Raw genomic sequence first — 24,424 nt, 5'->3', positions numbered from 1 at the left:
GATGAACAGTAATTAGGTATGAGATTTTTTTAGTGAAAAATAGAGTTTTTTTTGATGGACTATAGAGCTTTTATATGACCACGCAGTATTAGAATTTAATTAAATAGAATGTAGGAATAAAGTGAAGAGGAATATAAAATGATAAAACAAACATTATTGACATATCTTAATAATTTTATTATGTAAATATTTCTTAAAAATATTTTATTTATAAGCAAAGTGATAAGTTACTACATAGTAAGAGGTTAGGCTTTCCATCAACAGAATAATCAGATGAAAAGATAAAACCCTTTTCCTGTAATGCAGTTATTATTTGGTATAGCCAGGTTTTTTTTTGATATTCTAAAGCTTTTATATAGCCATATGAAGAATTTGAATTTTGTTGTTCTGCAAGAAAAAGCCATCCTTGAAAATCATTTTTTTCGTCTTGATTAAGGCCTAATAGATTAATTAATGGGGGAGCATTTTTGAGAGAGAGGTACCATAATGTATTAACACGAGGCGTATAAGCTCTTTTTACATGGTCATAAATGTGAGTATCGAAAATTATTTTACGATGATTATGATATGTATGAAGAAGTTTATGGTGGTTGTCTTCCAGAGATTGATTTAATGTTGCTATGATTTGATTAAGATAACTAATTATTGATACCCTTTCATTACTTGGATTTAGAGTTGTTTGGGTAAGGTCTAGACCTAGTTGTTTAATATCTACTTTAATAGGCTTATGGGGATTATTAATGTTCCCAAGGTTGAGTTGCATTTGTGCATAAGGTTCTTTGTCAGCTTGTAATTTTACAAGATCGTGTAAACGATCTTTTTTTGTGTTATCTAGGTATTCAGAAAAATGCTCTCTGTATTCTTCTGGAATTTTTTGAAGATCAGAAGCAGCTATAACAGCGTCTATGCTTTCTTTGGACCAACAGCACTTAATGAGTTGAGAAAGATTATAGCTAACCATATCAGGAGAAGATTTAAAAACATCTGTATCAAGTAAGCAAATTTTCCATGTATTCTTATCTATAATTGCTGGAAGATTTCTATAGAAGATGTCAGATAAGCCAGTTTTTTGAATAACTTGAGCGGCTTGTATTATAGCAGGTCTTAAATTTTTATCATGTTCAACCCAGCCATATGAGCCAGGCATAGTAGGCCAACCTAATTTATTTTTTTTATGTTTATCTAGATTATATATTTTTTGCTCAATAATACAGGGATGGAATTTTTTATTAGGCAAAGAAATTGTTAAAATATGAGATCGAGGAATTAAAAGTTTATTATAATTGTTTGTTTTAACTAGTTTTTCAAGTAATTGCATTTTCTCAAATCGAATGTTTATACAGGATGCATTATTTGATGTTTTAAAAATAAGATTAGGAAAATCTGCTATTTCAAACACAGAATTTTTATCTGCAGATATGTGATAATATGAGATGGATGGATGAGCTTTTTTTTCGAGTGCTACAGGTAAAATTGTTGAAAGTTGAGATTGTATGTATATTAAATCTGTAGAAGAAAGCCATTCTGTTTGTGTTATTGGAGCTGAAGAAGCGCGTTCTGATAAAAGTAAGGTTAAATGGTATGGGTAGCGAAGAAGATATTTAGCTAAGAGCATGGTCAGAGGGATAATTATGGTCATGTAAGAAATGATCTTTAAGATCATTAATAAGTTTGTGGCCGTCTTAGAGTAAAGAGGTGCTTCTTGTTGGCTAACTATTGAGCCAGTGTATGCCCAAGGGTCATTAGGATTATTTAAGGAGGAGGCTTTGAGGCTAGGGCCACATAAATGAAAATAATCATCAATTTTGGATGTCCACTGTTCTCGTAAACTGGAGCGGGATTCAGGGGTAAAATAGAGAGGAAGGAAAAATGACGAAACTAACATGTATTTAATAAAAGTAAATTTTTTATGAAAACTATAATCAAAAAAAAGTTATTTTTAAATATATAAATTATTATTAACTATAAAAGAAGTAGTATTTAATAAATGTTTTTCATTTTTAGGATTTAGAATAAGGGGAAATAACAGGATAACCTGTATTGTATAAATCAGTAAATATTTGAGATAGCCAGTTCTTTTTCTCATATTCTAAGGCATTGGAGAGCTGTAGTTGCAAAGGATCTGTTAAGGCTCGCTAATATTACCAAGTTTTTATTTGAAATGCATTCTAAGAATGCAGATAGATCTATTTTTGGCGTTAATTCAGGTTTATACGATTCTAAAATTGCATGCATGCTTCCTGTAGAATTAGTGTTTCATGAGTTTTAGGAGATTATTCATCATTTTTAGCGACTCACTATTTAAACATTCAATATCAATTAGAGCAATTTTCCATATTATCATCTGTAAAAGCTAAATAATTGGATCTGTTGATGTCAGATAAGCTTGTTTCTTCAATGGTGTAAGACATTTAAAGGAAAGCATGTATTAATGCGTTATGATTTTCTAACTATGAATCTAAAGCAGGATTTAGGGGTTAGTTTAATTTATCCATCTTAGCTCTTGTAGGTAAAAGAACCTTTTCTTCAATAAGGAATATTCTTGTTTAAGTATTGTTTTTAGAAATTTTTAGGATGGAAGATGGTGGGAATAATGATTCTATCATAATTTCTAAATTGAATGACTTTTGTAATAGCATTTGATTTAGTTATACGCTCTTACATGTATCTTTATTTATTGCTTCCTTAAATAAAATGAGGCAGGTTTTCTAGTTCAAAGAGAATAGATCTATATGAAGATTTATGATAAGTAGCAATGAAATTATGAGATGTTGCTTACATATTGATGAAGGTGCTTCCTTTAATTTTTGAGAAATTGATTTTAAAGCAATGGGTCAAAGTCAATCTGCTTCAGCAGGCCAAAGAGAGATGTTAGTAGAGGGGGTTTTTACTTCAACATCAAGAATGTTATTTTTGAATAAGAGGTCTTAAGAAGGGGGGGGGATGAACTGATGAGTAACAACATGCTAATGGATTTAGTTTAGAGGAAACTTCTTTGATAAAAGGTGTGTGTTCCTTGTTATGAACAAGACTGTCTGGACAATTGGCAAGCATTATCTATTTAAGGAATGGGTCCAAATGTATAAAAATAGTTATCAATCTTTGAAATCCATTGCTCTTTAAGGCCTGGATTAGATGCAAGAGAAAAATAAACAGAAGTCAAAAAAAAATAAACAATCATATAAATTATAATTGAATCATAAAACTAAGAGTATTTAAAAGGGTTACCTCTTCGCCTTCCATGTAATCAGAGGTAAGGATATAGCCTTGATTCTGTAATGCAGTTATTATCTGGTGTAGCCAGGTTTTTTTTTGATATTGTAAGGCATGAGTTAGGTAAAATTTAGGGAGACGAGCAGATGTTCTCATTAACTGCATCTTTTTAAGGTAGTCTTGCTTTTCTTCTGCTGAAAGGCCAAGTAAAGCTAAGGAATTACAAGCTTGGGGGTCATATATATTTAATGTAGTATGTGGATGAGGTATATAATCCTTAGAGTCAACATTATAAAGGTATGTTGGCAAGTTAACTAAACGAGGTGAATCATTTATAGCATTGGGGCAGGTGCTATTTTCTAATAAAAGTTGATTTAATATAATAATTACTTTTTTTAGAACAGTTTTTAGAGAGATTTTTTTATGATCAGAAGTCGTAGTGGTTTGTGAAAGATTTAATTCTAAAGTATTCATAGTAACAGTAATTGGTTTGAAGGGATGACCAATGTTACCTAAGTTTTGTTGCATACTGATGTATTTATTTTTTAAACTGATGAATTGTTTTGTCTCTTCTAAAATAGGAATGCTTTTTTCTTTAAGCTTTTCTAAAAATGCACAAAATTCTATTTGAGGCATTAATTCAGGTTTACAAGATTCTATAATTGCAGCAGCACTTGTAGGGGAAGATACATGACTGATCAAATCTAGTAAGCTTCCCATTATTGATGCAGAAGAAGGTTTTACAGTTTCAGTATCAACAAGGACAAGTTTCCAGGTGTTTTGATCTAATACAGCAAGGCAATTGTTTCGATTAATATTACATAAACCTGTTTCTTGAATAATATGCGCAAGCTGTATAAATGCAGGTCTCAGTTTATCATCACATTCAGTCCATCCATATATTTTAGGTGATATGGGCCAGTTTAAAGCATGATTTTGTGCGTTTTTTGGTAAATTTGTTTTTTTTTCAAGATAGAATATTACAGTATTACTACATGTTGAGGTGATTTCTAGGATGTGCGATTGAGGGATTATAATTTTATCATAATTTTTATCTTCAATGATCTTTGCAATGGTTTTTGAATTGGTAATATGGCTCTCAAAGGCAGTTATATCTATCACTGCTTTGCAAATAATATGAGGCATTCCTCTTAGTTGAAATACAATATATTTTGAAGAAATGTTATAATAACGAGCAATCAAAGGATGAAATCTTCTTTCTAGTATGTAAGGAAGGGCTTTTTCTAATTTTTTAGTAATTAGTTGTAAGTTTATAAATAAAGGCTCACTTTCTAAAAATTTAAATCTTTGTGTTAAAAGTGTATCGTTAGTTTTTTCTGGAGAGGGTTTTACCAAATGTTTAATTAGGGGCGTTGTTAGTAAAGGCTGTCTTATGTTCCTAGAAGCTATTCTTCTTTGTGCTTTAATTAAAGCACTGTTAATTCTTTCATATCTTGCTAGGCCACATGATTTTATTGAAATAATTTCATTTTTACATACATGGATCCATTGGAGTAAGTGGTGGACTAATGTTGGTAAATTTGAAATAGATGAAGGGTCAAAATTATCTTGATTATGAGAAATAGCTGTTAAATTAGGACACATATTAGTGAAAGAGAGCTGTTCCTGAGCAGCTTTTTCAATGGATTGAGCTAAAATTTGAAGATGTTGTCCAAGGCTTTTCTGTAAAAATGGATTAGGTAAAATGATAAGACAAGAGCTTTTTTTTGATAAAATTACTGAAATATCAAAAGGATTTATTAATGACATAGGGCCCTGTTACTTTAATTTAAAGAAAGATAGTAGCCTTGAAAGGCAATCTGAATCTATTAGTTATAGTATATGAGCTTTAGCCTTGAAAGGCAATCTGAATCTATTAGTTATAGTATATGAGCTTTAGCCTTGAAAGGCAATCTGAATCTATTAGTTATAGTATATGAGCTTTAGCCTTGAAAGGCAATCTGAATCTATTAGTTATAGTATATGAGCTTTAGCCTTGAAAGGCAATCTGAATCTATTAGTTATAGTATATGAGCTTTAGTTTTGAATTAAATAGAAAAAACATTTTTTTATTAAAAATATTTATTACATTTTGATTTTAAATTCAGGGGATAGAAGAAGTTTTATGCCTTCTGGACCATTGTAGGGAGAAGAAAAGATATAACCATTTTCCTGTAAAGCTGTAAATATTTGGTACAGCCATGTTTTCTTTTGGTATTCTAAGGCTTTATTATGCTGTGCTTGAGTATGCTTGCCTTGATTTTTTCTCAACGCGATTAATGCTTTAAAATCTGAAATTTCTTTTGAAGTAAGTCCTAGTAGGTGTAACAAAGGCAGCTCAGTATCAGAGAGGTACCCAGATATTGATGGATGAGGAATATAGTCTTTTTCTTTTTTACTATAAGTAACAAGAGGAAAATTTATTAAACGATGATTGTCATATTGATGATTATCGTATTGGTGAAAAGGTTCTATAGACTTTATGCTTAGTTGTTTGTTTAATAAAGTAATGACTGTATTTATCACATCTTTGATTGCTATGTTTTCTTGATTAGGGCTTAGGGCTGTTTGAGTAAGATCGAGCTTTAAGGATTCTATATCAATAATAATGGGTTTAAAGGGGTTGTTGATATGGCCTAAGGAGGTCTGCATTTTTTTGTAATCATTTTTATAAAGAAGGATATTTAAAATTTCTTCTGATCGTTTTATTTTTTTATTTTGAAGATCATTAAGAAGAGATTGAATATTGTTTTGAGAAATTAATGCAGGATTACAAGAGTCTATAATGGCTTGAATGCTTTTTTCAGAGAAAGCGCATTGGATCAGCTGTAAAAGATTATACCTAATCATGGCAGGAGAGGGTCTAAAGTCCTCTGTTCCAAGCAGACAAATTTTCCACTCACCATTATGTAAGACAGCTGGAGTATTACGATAATATACATCAGATAGGCCACTTTCTTGAATAATAGACGCTGTTTGTGCAATAGCAGGTCTTAGCTCTTCATCATGCTCTAACCATCCATATGCTTCAGGAATGATGGACCATCCTAAATAATTTTTTTTATGCTCTTCTGGAAAGCTTAGTTTTTCTTTGATGATGCAAAATTTAGTTGTATTGTTGGGGAGAGTGATTTTTAAAAGTTGAGATTTTGGGACAAATACTTTGTTATAACCTTTTGCTTTGATTAAATTTTCTATCCTTTGCGTATTAGCAAATATAGTCTGGGCGTATTCATTATCATCAGCTATTTTAAAGACGAAATTTGGAGCTGAGTTAAGTTCAAAATCATGGATACCTTTGCTAGATTTGCATGAAGAAAAAATATTTTTATTTACTGGTTTCGTAATAACCAAAGGGATTGAAGTGCTTAATATTGAGGTTATTGTTTTTAAATCTTGAGTTTTTACAAATTCAGTAGGCATTGAAAGACTGTTAGCAAAGCCTGTTGGATTGGCTGTTTCTGTGGAAGAAGTATGATCTTGAAGCAAAGGCACAAAGGTATAGGGTTGTCGCAAAAGATATTTAGCTAAGAGCATAATAAAAGGAATGATTAGCGTGGTATAGGAAAGGATTTTGGCTGTTAAAATAAGGATTTTATGAGCTTGTTCTTGAGGCTTAGTGGATATAGCTTTTTTAAGCATTCCATTATATGTCAGTGGATTGTGGGGGCTAGATGGTTGCTCTACTATGAAAGTAGGGCCATGAAGATGAAAGTAATCATCGACAAGATTGATTAATTTTGCTCTTAAGGGGGGATGAGATGTAGAGATAAAAGAGATAGGAGTAAAAAAATGATGAATAAACATATAATAATTTTATTTTATTTATGAATAAAATATAAAGTTTTTAAGAAAAAAATGATTGTTATAGCAAAATAATTTAAGAGATGCACAAATTTGTTTTAAGCATCAGTTAATCTTATAATAAGTGGATTGTTTTCTAAATCCATGTGGGTCAGTTAATTACGTTAGATTATATCAATACTTAGTTCAAGGTCAATTCTTTAGATAATGATTTAAGATACCTTGGATTCATCATAGGTGGTGCTATATAGGAATTTTTTTCTTGCAAAAGATCTATTCGTAGTTGTTTTTGGGCTCAAGTCAGTATTACAAGATTCGATGATAACGTGCATGCTTTCTTTTGAGGAAGTGCATCTCATTAATTGCTTGAGATTATATCCAACCTTATCTGGGGAAGTTTCAAACAATCCAAGATCAATAAGGCATATTTTCCATCTATTATTATCACAAATTATTGGGACATTATGATGGAAAATATCAGGTAGACCTGTTTTTGAATAATCAATGAAAGTTGAATAATAGTAAATCGGAGCTCTTTATCATGCTCTAACCATCCATATGCTGCAGGTAAAATGGTAGCCTTAGCTTTGAGATTTGTTCACTTTTGAATAAATTAATTTTTTCTTCAATTACACATTGTTGTGCTTTATTTTCATTGGAAGAAATTGTAATAAGACAAAATTTTGGAATAATAATTCTATTATAATTTTTTGTTTTTACTAATGCTTCAATTATTTTTTAATCCTGTTATGCGAGTGACAAAAGTATCTGGATCTAGATCTATTTTTAAAATAAATTTAGGAAGGTCTTTAAGCTAAAAAATAATAGATCTCGCTTGAGAAATATAATAAGTGGAGACTAAAGCATGAGGAGCTTGTTGTAATTTTATAAAGATAAGATTTAAATTTTCTTGTGAAATCCCATTTTCTAAATTTCTTGTAAAATCTATATTTAAAAAAGCATCTGGTTGTATGATTGAGGGCTTCTAGATATATTGAAAGAGGCTTTTTCTGATTTATAAAGGCAGTAAAACTGCCATAGATAATGAGATAAAAATGCAACAAGAGGAATGATGATTGTACAGTAATTTATGATTTTTAGAATTGTCAAAAATATTTCTAAAGATTTAGGATGTTGTTGCCAGAAGTCGATGAATAAGCGTTTTGCAGAGGGAGAAGTTAAGGATAAATGAGTAGATAGGAATTTATTTTGCTTAATAATTTTTGTGAATTGGAGACAATTAATATTGCTAAAAAAACCTTTGGCATCAGATATCATTACTTATTGATTAGGGAGCACTAGATTTTTCACCCTCTAAACGATTATGAAATTGTATTAGTAAATTTTTTAATGGGTGTTCTACTTCATGAATAGATTGTATTGGTTTCCCAGGAAATAAAGTTTTCCATGTTTGATGTATTAATGTAGTGATTTCTTTCAGGACTGAAAGAGTTTTTTGATATTTAATTTCATTTTGAGTTGTAAATTTACGAGCAAATGTACCCTCAAACTGTTGTTTTAAAAATAAAGTATTACATATAACACCTTCATGTAATACAACTAAAAAATGTTGTTTGTTATTTACATTCAAACCCTCATGTGATGTGTAAGAAAATCTAGAATTAGATAAAATTTTTTTAGCATGATGAGCTAGCTTTAGAGCTTGTCTTGCAGAGGATTTTAGAATGTTTTCTCTTTTATTGCTTGATGTACAGCGCATAGACATTTCATATCGATGATTTGTTGTTTTTAGAGAGAGTAAAGGTGTTGCAACTGGTGTGAAATAAGATATAGACGTTGAGGAAACAGTTTTTGAGGTGCTAGTACTAGAAAAATCTTTAAAACTTTTCATGGTTAATGTCATTATCTCTTCTACATCTAATATAGTTTCCTTAGATCTTTGGAAATACGAGCCGAAGAATAGGAGATTTTTTTCAGAAATTGCATAAGCTATTTCGCATAATTGATGTCTTGAAATGGGGAATTTGGATAAATGCTTTACAGGCCAACAGTTATCATTACATTTGATAAAATAATTTTTTTCTAAAGATAACTCAAATAATTTTTTCATTCTCATATCATGTTTTGAAATACTTAATTTTAGATGTAAGCGTTGAGAGGAAGATGGGTTTGAGTCTGATTGGATATGAATTTTTCTAATCCAAAAAGTATTTAAAATTATTTTATCAGGTACAATAGAAATATATGAAAATATAGGCTGAGATTCAATGGGTAAAGGAGGAGTAGCAGCAGAAACAGTTACTTTTAGAAGGTCTGGATGATGATTTAAAGGATTAGGGGTAATTTTTTTTTGAAGGCAGTATTGTTTATTCAAAGTGTCTAGTGTGTCATGGAAGATGGTTTTTAAACTTATAGATCTTGGATGTGAAGTTGTAAAAACATAATAATTTCTAGATACTGTGTGATATAACAAAGAAATAATATTTAGTGGATTAGTGGTTCTTTGATTTAAGTGCATTTCAGGTATTGTGCATACACATGAGCATTTTTTAAAGATGCTTACTTTTTTTACTTGATTGAAGAACTTTTTGAGCTCTTTTCCATGATTCATGGTTTGTCTACGAACAAGCGAAAAATGCTGTAAATGAGTTCTTATTCCTATATACAAGCAGCTGTTTTTTTGCATTTTCACAGCTTTTTGTTTTGTTTTAGAAAAAGAGCTCTTGTTTTTTTTGGTTTTTATATTTTTTATTGAAGTTAATGGTTTTAGGTCTGTTGTGACTGTCATTGCTTCAGCTGCAGCTTGAATGGTATTCTCTAACTCTAAAAGAGCATATTGAATGTCTTTTAGTAAAATATGATGTGCTGTTGTAGTTGTTTTTTTTTCCTGAATGTCTGACATCAAATCTATATAGCAAGTATGTTTAGATAAAAATCTTTGAAGAACCTGCAGGGTCAAAGATCTTAAGTTCAGTATAGATTCATGTGCAAGAGAGGGAATATCTTCTCTTACAGAAACAAAAAATATTTCATGATGAGATAAAACTTGGCTTGCTAATAAATGTGTCTGAGCGATCCAGGTGCTTAAGTCAGTGATTGTAGAGGTTTGTATTGACATCACTGTATCTTCTAGCATGACTATTTCTTGCAATTGATAGCTAAGACTAGCAGTACTTGTGATTGGTTGAGCATCTTCTATTCTAGCTTGTTTTGCTAAAGGAGGTACTATTGATTCTTGTTCGGCAGGATGTCCTAATAGTCGATGTTTTCGGGATAAGCCTTGATATGGTTGTGAAGATGTTGTGCTTACAGTTTTTGTTTGGGTTTCTTTTTTTGGATTGCCCAAAGAGGCAATAATATTTGTGTAAAATGAAAGGCCATGAGTGGCTATTAAAGAAGAACTATTGTTGTGTAGCCATTGATGTAGTTTAGAGACAAATATTTGTAGGGTAAAAGTATTTTGACAAGAGGTCTCAGGAATAGTTGTTGTTTGTAAGCAGGCATTTTCAAAAGAATAGTTTTGCAAAGATGCTGTTGCAGCATCTCTTGCCATTTTTTCTAGATGATGCTTTATGGTAAAAGGAGTATTGCCTGCATGCTTAATTGGTTCAATTAAAGCTAGATGCTTCTCTGGCGAAAGAAGTAAATTAACAAAAATAGGATTAAAAAAAGTGGTCATATAATAAATTCATTGTAGATTATGGGATTATGGCACCTCATTATCATGAGAGTCAATTGTTATAGATTGAATAGCTTGATGTATAGCCTTTAAATTTGTTGTAAAAGGGTGGTTGATAGTTTCAATAGAGGGAATAGGGAGTTGAGGTATTTCTGTATTCCAGGTTTTTTGCAAGAAAAGTTGTGCGTCGTATAAATTTTTTAATATTTTGTTATACTTTTTCTTTAAGAGACTCTCATTTACTGTTCTAAATGCTCCTTCAAAATGTGCTCTAACTAAGCTAATATTTAATAAAATTCCATGATATAACAAGCAGATGCAGTCTTTTTTATTTGTCATAGCTTGTTCTTGATTATGTATTTTACAAAATTTATCAGCAGAAATAATATGAAATACAAATTTTTTTAATCTAAAGGAATTTTTTAAAAAGAAAGATGAAATATGATGTCTTCTTTTTGAGGTTATTGATGCTTCGATTAAGTTGTAGTAGTCTCCAGACTTGCTAAAGGATATAATAGTAGTAAGGGTAGGTCTTGGTTTTTTAAGGCGAGAGGAAATTTTAGCTTTTTTTTTAGGGTGTGTGATAGAAGGGCAGGATTGAGCTTTTAGTAAACTTGTATTAAATATTTCTATTGCTGACGATAAGTATTGTTTAGTTTGTTCATATCCTGGATGCCAATCTTCTTCACCAGTAGTTGTGAAAATTTTAAAATGTTTTAAGCATTCAGTGTAGTTATACTTAGAAATATTCAAAGCAATTTCATGTAGTTGACAAGCAGGTATAGTATAATTTTGTTTGTGTATTAATGCCCATGATTCATCAAGGCACTTCACCCAAACAGGTTGTTTTGAATTTAATAAAGAGAGAGCTTTCAGGCGAGAGTTATGATCTTTCATACTCTGTAAAAAATATTTATTATCGATTGGAGTTTTGTTAATAGGAGATTGTAGAGACTTATTTCTAATCAAAAAAATGTTTGTTGTATGCTTCTGAAGATAGATGCTTTTATATGTTATATAATTAGTAGATTCACAAGAATATAAGGGAGGATTCATATTAGAAAATAAAATCTTTTTAAGGTCTTGGTGATGTTGAAGAGGATTAGGTATTAGTTGTTGTTTTCTGCAATATGTTTCATTAAGGTAATTTAGTATAGGGTTGAGGAACCATGATGACTTACTTTTATTTAAAGGATGGTTTTGATGATGTAGGTATAAATTTCTAGAAACTAAATAATATAAGAGAGTTAAAATTTTTAGAGAATTATTAAATATTATTTTAGATATCCCTGGTATTGTAACTTTAAAGTTACAGTTAAGTAGAAGAGAGGCTTTTTTGATTTGTTTAGTAAAAGCTCTAAAATGATTACTAGTTTGAAATCCTGAGATAATAATTACATCAAAATATGTATGAGAGATTTTTAGAGAAAGATAGGGTTGTTTGCTAGCTTCTAACGAAGAATCGGTAGATACTATCATTGTGCTACTGCTAGAAGAAGAATATTCTGATGTAGAAGATGGTGAAATGCTTACAGGGATGAATTCTTTTTTTTCCATACTGATGTTAGCTTCTATTACTGGAATATGTGCATCTTGTTTTATGAGTAGGTTGACTGATTTTACCTCTGTAAGAGCATTGGTTAGTTCTTTTGTTAAATGAAGATGTAGGTGCGTGGCTTCATGATTGCTTGTTTTATCTTGTATTTTTGGGATAAAAGAAGCATGTTTTGCCATAAATTCAAGCAATTTCTGAAGTGAAAGAGCTCTTAAATTGGTTAATGTTTCATATTTAAGAGCTTGTGTATCTATAGGAGAATTTACTAAAATATTTTCTGGATAATTTAAAAATTGACCAACTATAGTGTGGTTTCTGTTTGCCCATCCTTCAAGATCGCTTGTCTGTATTGGAATAATTATAAAGATGTTGCTTTGAAAAAACGTTAGTTCTTCTACTCGATACAGTGTAGAGAGATTATTTTTGACTTCTAATGATTTCTTTAAAGATTGCAAGGTTGATGGGCTGCTTTTAGAAGAACAAGGACTAACAATCTCTTTTAAATGATGTTCAGTAGATCTTGAAGTAAGTAAAGGACTTGCAATTTTATATTTTTTGGACGAAGAAACAGTAGCTTCAGGAATACTATCAGAATATCTTTTTAGAGGATTCTGTTTTAGTGATCGATCGTGAAAAGGATTATAAGAATCTAATTGAGGAGTGCTTAAGGCGATGGTTTTAAGGCTTTTAGTTATAGAGTAGATAAATGCTGAGTCATATTTCTTTAAAAGAAAAGGTGCATTTGTTTGTACCCAGAGTTGTAATTGCTCTACTAACATTGCAATATTTTTAATATTTCCTGGATAGCTAGAGGAAGTTACTGGATTTGTAGGAAAATTATTACGAAGAGAAAACCCATTCTGAGCACCTTCTTTGAGGATTTCTACCATGCATTCTAATCTTTCTTTTAAAAAAAAGAAATTGCTGCTTACTACATTGCAGTATTTCATAACTAGTTGTTTTTCTATATGTAATATAGAAAGAGAAATAAAGAGAGGGTTAAAATTAAAATGTATCAAAGAATGAAATGATGGTAACCTTTGCCTAGTATTAATAACTTCTTGAACAGTGCTGAGAGAGCTTGTTATGTTTTGGTAATATGTAGCACCACAATTTTGTACAAGCGTGTTTTTATTTACATGTAAACACTTTTTTAAAGTTAAGACTAATTCAGAAAGACTTGTAACTGAGTTAAAGGGGCTATCTATAGGTTGCAAAGATCTTGAAAAGGCATTTTTGACTAAAAAATTATCTGCAGCAGCTTCTTCGATATTAACAATTATGGCAGATAGTACTTCTTGTATCTCTTCTATTCTTGTACAAGTAAGTACAGAAGGGCCAATACTCATAGTTTTTATGTATCTTCTTACAGTGATTTCGGGGAAAGAAAAATTGATGGGTAAAGACATAGCAATTTGTTAGCAGGTTATTGTAAGGAAATTGTTTACAATAACATTTAATGAATTGATGATCAATTACATCTGCGTTTGTATAAGCAAGAAAATAATTAATTTCTTGCTTATACAAATTATCCTCTTTAGGGTGAGTGGTTGGATATTATTTTTAAAGGACTAATTTTAGATTTATGAGCTTTTTAGCGAATGGGTGTTTGATCTCTTCTAAAGGAGGTATCTCTTTATCTTTTGATAATTGATTCCATGTAGATTGTAATGTTGACTCAAATTTGTTTAAGAGGCTTGATATGAGTGTATATTTTTCTTCTAATGAAGATTTTGATTTTTCAGGGAATGTTCCGTCGAAATATTTTTTAAGTATTAATTTGTTTATGTCTATTCCATAATATAACAAAAGGATGAATTCAATTTTGTTTGTTATTGCACGAGACTCATTGTTTACAGAATGGAATGTGGGAGTTAAAAATTCAGTATTTAAATATTTTTCTATTTTCGACACTTGATTTAGTAAAAACTGAAGCATGTTGTCTCTTTTTCCAATAGAATTAATTTTTACAGCTGCCAGTTGGTATAATTGATTAGGCCTAAGAAGCGTTATGAAATAAGTAGAGGGAAGAGGTTTTTGAGTTTCAGGAGATATGGCGCTTAGCTCAGATAAAGATGCTTGTGTTATTAAGGTGGCTATGGGCGTGGTAATACCTGTCATTGGCATGTTTAATATAGAGGATAAAATTTTTTCTGCTTGATTATAAGTAGAATGAGTCATTTGTTCTGTAGGGTCTGAGGGCATTTTTAAATATGGGAGGCATTCTTGATAGTTGTGATGGGCTATTGCTATTATAATTTTTTGTAACTGAGCAACAGAGATGGTTAAAGATTGTTTATGGGTTAATGGCCAGGAGTTATCATGGCATTTAATATACGCACGTAGGTCCGCATCAAGAGATGCTATTATGTTCATGCGATCCTTATGTTTTTGTAGGCTCCTAAGGAAATGCATTCCTGTTGTTAGTGAATTAGCAATAGGTGTTTTTATGAAAGTTTTTCTGATGGAAAAGGTATTTGTTGATTTTTTTTTGAGATAGATAGAAATATAAGGTATAAGTTGTTCTCCTGCAGTTACTGAGCAAAAGTTGAGATCAGAAACTTTAAGTTTTACAAGTTTGGGGTGATGGTTTTGTGGGTCAGGGATGAGTCCTTGTTGTTTGCAGTAGTTTTCATTAAGAGTGTTTAGTAGTGGATTCAGGAATTGTGTTATTTTCACTAAATAGTGAGGGTTGTTTTTCTGATATAGATATAGGTTTCTACAAGTTATATGGTAGAGAGTGGAAAGGACACTTAAAGGATCTGATTGTGCGCTGTTATTTACTGCGGGTAATATGATTTTAGAGTCATAGCTTGACAAGCACATGGCGCGCTCTGTTTGCTGAATAAACTTTTTAATATGAGACGCATATTGCATTATTGTTACAGAAATTACTGAAAAATAGTGAGCATGTATTCTCAATGAAACAAAAGGTTCTTGTGCAGAAATCGACTTTTTAGAAGAATTGGGGTTTATAAATTTTTGTTGTTGAACTTCTGATATGTCAAGTATGGACTCTTCTTTTTTGCTAAGGGGTGAATTAGAGTAATTTTTATAAGAAACATATTTTTCCAACTCCGTTAAAGGAGATGGAAAATTTAAGCCAGACTTTTCTTGTAATGGATTTTGCGTTTGTGTTGTAGTGATACAGGCTTGTTCTATTTCTAAAAGAGCATGTGTTAATTCGTCTATTAAATGAGAATGTAAAGAAATTGCTTCTTGCTTATTTTGTTGATCTTGTATTTTTGAAAGAAAAGGAAGATGCCTTTTCATAAATCCAAGAAGTTGCTGAAGTGTAAACTTTCTTAAATTTGTGTGAGATTCATGTCTAAGGGCAGATAAGTTTGTTGAAGAATTTACTAAAAGGTTTTCTGGATAATTTAAGCATTGACCCACTAATGAATGAGTATTATTTATCCAACTTTCAAGGTCTTGTATATTTATGGAAGTGAATGTAAAAACATTACTTCCAACTAAGGTTAGTTCTTCAACTTGATATATTTGAGGGTCAGGAGATGCTTCTGATCTTAAAGTTTTTACTAATTCTTCTAAGTTTAATGGACTGCCTAAAGGAGAAGAATCAGTTACTAGATTTTTTAAAAAAGTGTCAAAAGATTCTGAAAAAGGTGTTGGGCTTTCAGTTCGATGCTTTTTGATAGGAGAAGAGGAAGCACCTGGAGCTTCTTCTGCAGCAGCTCTTTTTTGTAAGCTTCTTTCTCTAGGTAAGTCTTCAAAATGTTGAAAAGATGTTGAAGAAGAAGCATTTGATGGGGAAGTTTGTAAATTTTGTTGTGGTTGATTGTCTATTTGTAACAGATTTGGCAAGCATGTAAGGGAGAGGTTGCTGCTTGCTTCAGAGAGATCTTTATAAATATCTCTGAGGGCTGATAGACCACACTGGTTTAGAAGAGGATGGGAGTTATGTTTTATCCATTTTTCTAGCTTATTTACAAGTGTTTGGAGATCTGTAATGTTTTTCGGATGATCACATGAAGATGAAGCATCTTTCTCAGGAAAATTATTTAAAAGAGAATATTTTTTCTGAGCGCCTTCTTTTAGTTTTCGGGCATTAGAGAGCAGTCGTTCTTTTAGAGAAGAATGGGTGTTTTTTAGTGAGGTATATGGGTTTAAAACAAGTTTTTTTCTTGAATGGCATAAAGTAAGAGATATAAAAATAGGATTAAAAACCAAATAAGGAGCAGTAGCAGCAGCAGAATGGATAGGTTTTGGTGAAGATCTTTCTGGACGAATTGGAGCAGTATTCAAAATGGTTGTGGCTGTTCTTAAAGAATTTAAGAGATTGCTATAGAATGAAGCGCCATAATTTCTTTTAATTACGTTTCTCTGTTCGCTTAGACAAGTTTTGAAAGTAAAAATTAACTCTGAAAGAGTTGTAATCGAGTTGAAGGGGCTTTCAGGAGTTTGTGGCTCTGCTGGATATGTATTAACTAAGGAATAATTTCCAATAGCCGCTAGCTCAAGATTAAGTATTATCTGTTGTAGTAGTTGTGGTATGTGCGAAGCATGGCAATCAATGGCGTTAAAAGGAGCTATGGTAATAGTTCTTCGGAGTATTCTTAAAGTAGTTTCTGGAATAACAAAGTTTGTTGGAAGCATAAGTATAGATTACTAAAAATTATTATAAATGTTGCGAAGATAATATCATTTAATAATGTAGTTCTCAACATTTTTTGTTTCAATAAACTTTATTTTATTTATTGTTGTTGATTTATTTTTTTATAAATACCAGTGAGAGTTTCTTTAAAGGCGTGCGTTAAAGATTCATAAGGAGGAATAGGCGTATCAGGGTGTATTTTTCCCCAGGCCTGAAATAATATGTTTTCGATTTTTTTTGATTCAACAATAGCTTCTTTAAGTCTTAGATCTATTTTAGTAAAATTTTGAGTTTTGATAAAGGTGACAGGAAACATATTTCGCATTAAAGCTCTATTACAATCTATTACCCAATACATTACAGATATAAAAGTTGTTAAATTCATGATAGGTGTGTTTGATGTTTTAATCAAAGGAAATGAAAAATTGTTAACAATATTGCTTATATGATTTTTAAGATTTTTTGTTTGATGCAAAGCAATTCTACTAAAATTGCTTTTGTTGGTCTGTAGCGTTGGGATAACTGCAAGAGTATAAGAAGATCCAGGCCTTCTTAAACTTATAAAAGGGGTATGAGTAGATGTAAATAAATTATCATTGGGAGGTAAGCAGTCTTGAGTATCTATTGTAGTTAGTCCAGGGGTAGGGATTTCTGTAGATGTTGTTTTAAAAATGGATGCTACAAAGGATAAAATTGTGTTTGTCTCAAAGTATCCAGGGTGTTTAATTTCTCCTGCTTCAGTTGAATTTTCTACAAAGTAAGATGTGCAAAGTGTAAGGTTATATTGAGAAATTGCTGATAAGACATTGTTCCCTTGTGCTTGAGAAATAGGTAAAGCAGTAGAATGAGTTAATGGCCAAGATTCATCATTACATTTAAGAAATACAGAATTTAATTGCAGACAAGAATGTAAATTTTGCATGCGTAAAGTATGTTTATTTAGGTTTTCTATCCAATTGGCAAGAACCATTGAGCTGTTATGTATAGGAGATGGAATAAGTATTTTTTTTATCCAAAAAGTATGAGGACTTTTCAAAGTAGGAGAAACTGTAAGATATGATAAATAAATAGATGAAAGACGAGAAGATGGAGATGGAATTGTCGGAAAATTTTGTTCTTGTAGGTTGTTGCTATGATGTAAATCATCATGTTTTTCTCCTACTAAATCACAGTATTTTTGATTTAAGGTGTTTAAAAAATTAAGAGCATCATGATCAATTCGCACGTAAGGAAGGGAGGCCTTTAAATTCACATAATTTTGTTTAGTCACAAAATATAAAACTATTAAAGAGGATAATAAATTATTTGAAGTTTCCTTTTTTATTTCTGGAAGTTTTTGTAAAGAACGATATGCGCCTAAGGCACAAGCTTTTTGAGCTTGTTTTAAAAATTTTTTGAATTCACTTTCACTCTTCATGGTTTTGCTTCTACATAATAAAAAGTAAAATTGACAATTTTTGATTTTTATAAAATTCCTTTGAATTAAAGGAAGTTTTACAATTTCTATGGGTTTAATAAGTGGATTATAAGGAGGTCTTATTTCTGTAAGTGTATAGGCTTTTTCTATCTCTGAAAGAGCATTTTCTAGTTCTTTTGTTAAATGACTATGCAATGCATTTATTTCTTGATGACTTTGTTGATCTTGTATTTTTGAGAGGAAAGGAAGATTTCTGTTCATAAATTTAAGAAGTTGCTGCAGTGTAAATTTTCTTAAATTTGTTTGAGATTCATGTTCAAGGGCAGATACGTCTGCTAGAGAATTTACTAAAAGGTTTTCTGGATAATTTAAGCATTGGCCCACTAATGAATGAGTATGATTTATCCAGCTTTCAAGGTCTTCTGTAGTTATAGAAGTGAGTGTGAAAATATTATTTCCAGCAAGTGTAAGTTCTTCAACTTCATATGCTTTATGGATAATTGGTGTTTCTGGTCTTAAAGTTTCTATTAATTCTTCTAAATTTAATGGACTGCCTAAAGGAGAAGAATCAGTTGCTAGATTTTCTGTAAAGAGGTCAAAAAATCCTAAAATGGGTGTTGGGCTTTCTGATTTATGTTTTTTGGTAGGAGAAGAATAAGCTTCTATAGATGTTTCAGGGGATCTTTTCCATAAGCGTTTTTTTATTGATAAGTTTTTATCAATATGGGAAAGAATTGGAAGAGAAGAGTCTGATATGGGAGGCTTTAATTTTTGTTTTTTAGGAGGTAACAATAGGCTAGGAGTAGAATTGACAGGTGTTGATGAAGCCTTATATGCTAATAAGGGTTCATGCTTTGTTTGAGGTGGATTTTCTATTTGTAATAGAGTTTGGAAAGATGTAAGGGAAAGGCAGTTGGCTGCTTCTGAGAGATCTTTATAAATATCTCTGAGGGCTGATAGACCACACTGGTTTAGAAGAGGAAGAGAGTTATGTTTTATCCACTTTTCTAGTTTAATTACAAGTGTTTGAAGATCTGTAATATTTTTTGGATGATCAGGGGAAGATGAAGAATTTTTTTCAGGAAAATGATTTAAAAGAGAATATCCCTGAAGTGCTGCCTCTTTTAGTTTTCTGGTGTTAGAGGTTAATCGGTCTTTTAGAGAAGAATGGGTTCTTTTTGCTGAAGTATACTGACTTAAGACAAGTTGTTTTTTTGAAATTAATAAAGTAAGCGATATAAAAATAGGATTAAAAACCAAATGTGGTGAAGGGAGACTCGTAGAATAAGGAGGTTTTAGCGAAGATTGTTTTGGCAAAACTAGAGCAGTATTCAGAACTGTTTTTGCTGTATTTAAAGAATTTATGAGGCTGGCATATAATAGAGATCCATAATTTGCTTTCAACATGCGTTGCTGTTCACTTAGACAAGTATTAAGGGTGAAAATTAAATCTGTAAGAGTTGTGACAGAGTGGAAGGGGCTTTGTAGGGTTGGTGGCTCTGCTGGATATGTATTAACTAAGGAATAGCTTCCAATGGCTGCTTGCTCAACATCAAATATGATCTTTTCTAGTAGTTTTGGTATGTCCACATCTTGGTGATCAAGGGCGTTATAGGGAGTTAAGGTTAGAGTTCTTTGGATTACTCTTAAAGTAGTTTCTGGAAAAATAAAATTTATAGGAAGCACAAGGATAGATTGTTAAAAATTTATTATAAGAATGGCGAGATAGTATCATTTAATAATGTAGTTCTCAATATTTTTTGTTTTTGTCTCTGTATATTGATTTATTTCTTTATAAATGATGGTGAAATTCTCTTTAAATGGATGATTCAAAGATTCATATGGAGAAATAGGTGTAAGAGGGGATATTTTTTTCCAGCTTTCTAATAACATGGCTTGTATTTCTTCTGAATCAAGAAGAACTTCTTTAAGTTTTAGATCTACAGCAGTAACATTTTTATTTTCTATAAAGGATTTGGGAAACATACTTTTTACTAAAGATATATTACAACCTAATCCCCAATACATCATGGGTATCAAAGTTGTTAAATTCGTGATAGGAATAGTTGATGTTTTAACAATGGGAAAAGAAGATTCGTTAATAATCTTTTTTATATTAGATTTAATTTGTTTGATTTGATGAAGCACAATTTTACTAAAATTGCTTTTTTGCATATGTAGTATTTGGGAAACAGAAAGAATAAAATAAGAATTACGTACTCTCAACGTGATAAAAGGAGCATGAGTAGGTGTAAATAAATTATCAGTGGCAGTTAAGTAATTTATTGGGGCGATATCAGAGGCAGGTCTTTCTGGAGGTGTTGTTTTAAAAATTGATGTTAAAGGGGATAAAAGTTCTATTGTTTCATTGTACCCAGGGTGCTTAATTTCTTTTCCTTCAGGTGAAATTTCTAAAAAATAAGATGTGCAAAGTGTAAGATTAGATTGAGCAATTTTTCCTAAAATATTTTCTAATTGTGCTTTTGGAATAGGTAAAGCGCTAAGGTGAGTTAATGCCCAAGATTTATCATTACATTTAAGAAACACAGGATGTTTTTCAATATAAGAATGTAAATTGTGCATGCGCTGCGCATGTTTTTTGAGGCTAATTATCCAATTGTTAAGCACAGTTGTATTATTATCTATAGGAGATGGGATATTCATTTTTCTTATCCAAAAGATATCTGTAAATTTTGGATTACAAAACACTGTAAAATATGATAAGGAAGGTGTTGAAGCAACAGAAGTTGGAGGTTGAATTATGGAAATGGCTTGTTCTTTTAGGTTGTTGTGATGATGATTGTCGTCATGTTCCTCTTTCATTAAAAAACAATATTTTTGATTTAAGGTATTTAAAGACGCAAGCGCTTCGCGATCAATTTTGGAAAAAGGATGTAAATATTTGAAATTTAAATAATTTTGTTTGGTTACATGGTATAAAACCATTAAAGACGTTAATAAATTATTGGAGGACTCTTTTTCTATTCCAGAGATTATTTGTAGAGAGGAATATTTGCTTAATTTGCTAGCTTTTTCTACTTGCACTAAAAATTTTTTGAAGTCAAAGCCACTTTTTATAGAATATCTACTAGATATTAAGAAGTGAGATTTACAAACTGTAACTTTGATAAATTTGTTGTTGTCATTAGGAAGTTTTACGTTTTGTATAGGTGAGGGAAGAATAAGTGTTGTTGCTGGAGGTATAAGAGCTTTTTCTATCTCTGAAAGAGCATTTTCTAGTTCTTTTGTTAAATGACCATGCAATGCAGTTATTTCTTGATGACTTTGTTGATCTTGTATTTTTGAAAGGAAAGGAAGATTTCTGTTCATAAATTTAAGAAGTTGCTGCAGTGTAAATTTTCTTAAATTTGTTTGAGATTCATGTTCAAGGGCAGATACGTCTGCTAGAGAATTTACTAAAAGGTTTTCTGGATAATTTAAGCATTGGCCCACTAATGAATGAGCATGATTTATCCAGCTTTCAAGGTCTTCTGTAGTTATAGAAGTGAGTGTGAAAATATTATTTCCAGCTAGTGTAAGTTCTTCAACTTCATATGCCTTAGGGATAATTGGTGTTTCTGGTCTTAAAGTTTCTATTAATTCTTCTAAATTTAATGGACTGCCTAAAGGAGAAGAATCAGTTGCTAGATTTTCTGTAAAGAGGTCAAAAAATCCTAAAATGGGTGTTGGGCTTTCTGATTTATGTTTTTTGGTAGGAGAAGAATAAGCTTCTATAGATGTTTCATGGGATCTTTTCCATAAGCGTTTTTTTATTGATAAGTTTTTATCAATATGGGAAAGAATTGGAAGAGAAGAGTCTGATATGGTAGGCTTTAATTTTTGTTTTTTAGGAGGTAACAATAGGCTAGGAGTAGAATTGACAGGTGTTGATGAAGCCTTATATGCTAATAAGGGTTCATGCTTTGTTTGAGGTGGATTTTCTATTTGTAATAGAGTTTGGAAAGATGTAAGGGAAAGGCAGTTGGCTGCTTCTGAGAGATCTTTATAAATATCTCTGAGGGCTGATAGACCACACTGGTTTAGAAGAGGAAGAGAGTTATGTTTTATCCACTTTTCTAGTTTAATTACAAGTGTTTGAAGATCTGTGATACCTTTTGGATGATCAGGGGAAGATGAAGAATTTTTTTCAGGAAAATGATTTAAAAGAGAATATCTTTGAAGTGCTGCCTCTTTTAGTTTTCTGGCATGAGAGGTTAATTGGTCTTTTAGAGAAAAAGGGGTTTGTGTTGATGAAATGTATGGGCTTAACAAAAGTTGTTCTCTTGAATAGCATAAAGTAAGCGATATAAAAATAGGATTAAAAACCAAATAAGGAGGAGGAGGAGGAGCAGATTGAATAGGTTCTGGCGAAGATCGTTCTGGGAAAATTGGAGCAGTATTCAGAATGGTTATTGCTGTTCTTAAAGAATTTATGATACTGCAATAAAATGTAGAGCCATAAGTTTTTTGAAGCATGAATCTTTGTTTGCGTAAACAAGTATTGAGAATAGCAATTAACTCTTTAAGAGTTTTGATGGAGTTGAAGGGGCTTTGGAGACTAGGTGGCTCTGCTGGATATATATTAACTAAGGAATAGTTTCCGATGGCTGCTCGCTCAATATTAAGTATTATCTTTTTTAGTAGTTTTGGTATGTCCAAGGCTTGGCAATCAAGGGCATTATAAGGAGCTATGGTTAGAGTTCTTCGGAGGACTCTTAAAGTAGTTTCTGGAATAACAAAATTTATAGAAAGCATAAGGATGGATTATTAAAAATATTATAAATGTGGTGAGGAGAATAACATTTAATAATGTAGTTCTCAATATTTTTTAATAATATTTGAATTAATCTTATTAAATTTAAAGTGTGATTAAATTAAGTTTTATTAAATGATGGGTGGTCTGGATAAAAAAGAACATGCAAAATATTTTATGAAGGTCCTTTTCATTATAGTGTAATATTCAATACAATAGATTCAAGAGTGAGGGATGATAGGCACTTTTTTTTGATTATTTACGATAATTTTGTATAGATACATATCTGCTTGTTCTGAATAAAATAGCTTAAGTAAAGCTATACTTTAGGAAAGATGCAAGTGTTAGTCGTTTCATAGATGTTAAGATTGGATTTTCTTGATTCAATTCTATTCCTGACTTTGCTCGCTTAGTAATTCATTTAAATAATTAGATGTTTATTCATAAAATACAAATAACATCCTTTTCGAGTCCTATATCTTATAACCATATAACTAAGAATTATTCTTAATGGCAAAGCTGTGTTTCATCATAAAAACAAGGATGCTTTTTCTAAAGATCTTGTAACACACTTGCCATTAAAAAAACGTTTCCTTGAAGAAACAGTAAGTAATCTCAATCATTTTATTTTTATACAAAAATATTTTTAATGAACAGTAAGAGTACTTTCTTTGAAGTATCTTTTCTTTTTACCTACAATATTAAAAATATAGTTATGTTGAGTAAATCTACTTTTAGACTACAACCTATTCGTACAGATCTTGAAAGCTTTGCCTTAAAACTAGATGCCTTAATTAGAAATATGTGCATTTATCAAATATATTCTACATAAAATCACCTAAAAAAGCCCTTGGAATTAAAAGCCTCATTCAAAAATTTCTTTCAATGAAAAAATAGCAATCAATCTTTTACAAATTATATCTCATCAATATGGGTTTCATGATTTATTTAAACAGTTAAGAAAAATATTAATATATTTAGATGGATATATAAATTGTGATTTAAGAAAGGATAATTTAGACATTCTTTGCTATTCAGTAGAATAAAAAGAAAGACCTTCTTCTAAAATTAGAGAGAGATTTCTTACTTTTTTGTTGGATACAACATTTTTAATCTGGACATCAGATATGTGTGATGATGAATTGTTCTGATGGGATAGATTTGAAGAAGAGATATTTTGATGTTCTTTTAATATTGAGTCGCTTGCAATAAAATTGTAACGAGATCTTAAAACCATCTTCATGATCAAAAATATAAAAGGAATAATAATTGTAAAATAGGAAATGATTTTTACAATTGTGAGCAAAATAGAGGGTGAAATAAAATATTTTTTCACCATGAAGGGCTGGTTATCTTTTATCCATTCTTGGGGTATTACAGATAATTTATAGGAACCTATATGAAAATAGTTATCTACTTTATTGAAC

At 30.9% G+C, this 24,424-nt stretch carries 9 protein-coding genes; all 9 read right to left on the bottom strand.

Translation table 11 applies throughout. From position 1 onward, the window contains the following. Positions 1-208: 208 nt before the first annotated feature. The gene (locus CLAVI_RS04775; protein WP_194844456.1) at positions 209-1,885 is read right to left on the bottom strand and encodes a hypothetical protein; all 1,677 of its coding nucleotides are present in this window, start codon (positions 1,883-1,885) and stop codon (positions 209-211) included. A 1,301-nt stretch (positions 1,886-3,186) separates the two neighbouring features. Beyond that, positions 3,187-4,983 (bottom strand): hypothetical protein, encoded by a 1,797-nt coding sequence (locus CLAVI_RS04770; protein ID WP_194844455.1) that lies wholly within the window; start codon positions 4,981-4,983, stop codon positions 3,187-3,189. Between the two features lie 315 nt (positions 4,984-5,298). Beyond that, a complete protein-coding gene (locus tag CLAVI_RS04765; RefSeq protein WP_194844454.1) occupies positions 5,299-7,020 on the bottom strand; it encodes a hypothetical protein in 1,722 nt (573 codons plus the stop codon). 1,285 nt (positions 7,021-8,305) lie between these two features. Then, a complete protein-coding gene (locus tag CLAVI_RS04760; RefSeq protein ID WP_194844453.1) occupies positions 8,306-10,657 on the bottom strand; it encodes a hypothetical protein in 2,352 nt (783 codons plus the stop codon). Between the two features lie 27 nt (positions 10,658-10,684). Continuing rightward, the gene (locus CLAVI_RS04755) at positions 10,685-13,621 is read right to left on the bottom strand and encodes a hypothetical protein (RefSeq protein ID WP_194844452.1); all 2,937 of its coding nucleotides are present in this window, start codon (positions 13,619-13,621) and stop codon (positions 10,685-10,687) included. Between the two features lie 154 nt (positions 13,622-13,775). Then, the gene (locus CLAVI_RS04750; protein WP_194844451.1) at positions 13,776-16,829 is read right to left on the bottom strand and encodes a hypothetical protein; all 3,054 of its coding nucleotides are present in this window, start codon (positions 16,827-16,829) and stop codon (positions 13,776-13,778) included. A 98-nt stretch (positions 16,830-16,927) separates the two neighbouring features. Next, positions 16,928-19,930, bottom strand: a complete 3,003-nt coding sequence (locus CLAVI_RS04745; protein ID WP_194844450.1) for a hypothetical protein — start codon at positions 19,928-19,930, stop codon at positions 16,928-16,930. A gap of 45 nt (positions 19,931-19,975) precedes the next feature. Beyond that, a complete protein-coding gene (locus CLAVI_RS04740; RefSeq protein ID WP_194844449.1) occupies positions 19,976-22,999 on the bottom strand; it encodes a hypothetical protein in 3,024 nt (1,007 codons plus the stop codon). 1,028 nt (positions 23,000-24,027) lie between these two features. After that, positions 24,028-24,424, bottom strand: a 397-nt coding sequence (locus tag CLAVI_RS04735; RefSeq protein ID WP_228547648.1) for a hypothetical protein, incomplete at its 5' end; no start/stop codon positions are given.

The organism is Candidatus Clavichlamydia salmonicola, from assembly GCF_015356765.1.
In the GTDB taxonomy this organism is placed as follows: domain Bacteria; phylum Chlamydiota; class Chlamydiia; order Chlamydiales; family Chlamydiaceae; genus Clavichlamydia; species Clavichlamydia salmonicola.
This window is presented reverse-complemented; position numbering and strand designations above follow the sequence as displayed.

What these genes read in the sequence shown, in the direction of transcription:
- CLAVI_RS04755 (WP_194844452.1), bottom strand. Translation starts at nt 13,621, where the DNA reads ATGTCTTTACCCATCAATTTTTCTTTCCCCGAAATCACTGTAAGAAGA.
- CLAVI_RS04760 (WP_194844453.1), bottom strand. Translation starts at nt 10,657, where the DNA reads ATGACCACTTTTTTTAATCCTATTTTTGTTAATTTACTTCTTTCGCCA.
- CLAVI_RS04765 (WP_194844454.1), bottom strand. Translation starts at nt 7,020, where the DNA reads ATGTTTATTCATCATTTTTTTACTCCTATCTCTTTTATCTCTACATCT.
- CLAVI_RS04770 (WP_194844455.1), bottom strand. Translation starts at nt 4,983, where the DNA reads ATGTCATTAATAAATCCTTTTGATATTTCAGTAATTTTATCAAAAAAA.
- CLAVI_RS04750 (WP_194844451.1), bottom strand. Translation starts at nt 16,829, where the DNA reads ATGCTTCCAACAAACTTTGTTATTCCAGAAACTACTTTAAGAATACTC.
- CLAVI_RS04775 (WP_194844456.1), bottom strand. Translation starts at nt 1,885, where the DNA reads ATGTTAGTTTCGTCATTTTTCCTTCCTCTCTATTTTACCCCTGAATCC.
- CLAVI_RS04740 (WP_194844449.1), bottom strand. Translation starts at nt 22,999, where the DNA reads ATGCTTTCTATAAATTTTGTTATTCCAGAAACTACTTTAAGAGTCCTC.